Below are 748 nucleotides of genomic sequence, written 5' to 3'. Positions count from 1 at the left end.
CCAAGCCTGGGTAAAGAAAATATCGAAATGGGTATTAACTCAGTGGTATTGGGTCTGGCATTAGTGCTGGTGCTGATGGCTGTTTACTACCGCTTGTTTGGTATGGTTGCCAACGTAGCCCTGCTGGCCAATATCGTTATTCTGATTGCTCTGATGTCGATGATCGGCGCCACGTTAACGCTGCCGGGTATTGCCGGTATCGTATTAACCGTGGGTATGGCGGTGGATGCCAACGTACTGATTTTTGCCCGCATACGCGAAGAACTGGGCAATGGCCGCTCGCCACAGCAGGCGATTCATGAAGGTTATAACCGTGCCTTTATCACCATTTTCGATGCCAACCTGACCACGCTGATCGTAGCGGTCATTCTGTTTGCTGTCGGAACCGGTCCGGTGAAAGGATTCGCGGTTACACTGTCGTTCGGTATTATCACCTCGATGTTTACCGCCATTGTTCTGACCCGCGCCATTATTAACTGGATTTACGGTGGCCGCCGTATTGAAACATTGTCTATCGGAGGTCAGTCATGATTGGGGCGACCAACTTTAACTTTATGCGTCTGCGTCATGCGGCCAGCATTCTGTCGATTATTCTGATTGTTATTTCCATCGGCTCTATCGCAGTCCGTGGTCTGAATCTGGGTCTGGATTTTACCGGCGGTACGCTGCTGGAGGTTCAGTATGAAACACCGGAATCCATCGAGCGCATATCAACGGCACTTGAAAATGCCGGTTACCGTGATGTAAC

1 protein-coding gene and 1 pseudogene are annotated in these 748 nt (G+C 50.3%); both read left to right on the top strand.

The features are described 5' to 3' along the window. A partial coding sequence (locus B3P58_RS01680; protein ID WP_286715620.1) for a SecD/SecF family protein translocase subunit occupies positions 1-531 on the top strand: 531 nt, incomplete at its 5' end. Continuing rightward, a pseudogene (locus tag B3P58_RS01675) lies at positions 528-748 on the top strand (protein translocase subunit SecF); the annotation flags it as partial. The gene B3P58_RS01680 and the pseudogene B3P58_RS01675, both read left to right, overlap by 4 nt.

This window comes from Thalassolituus sp. UBA2009 (assembly GCF_002335285.1).
GTDB lineage: Bacteria > Pseudomonadota > Gammaproteobacteria > Pseudomonadales > Oceanobacteraceae > Venatoribacter > Venatoribacter alkanivorans.
Note: the sequence above shows the minus strand (reverse complement) of the source record. Positions and strands in the feature narration are given on the sequence as shown.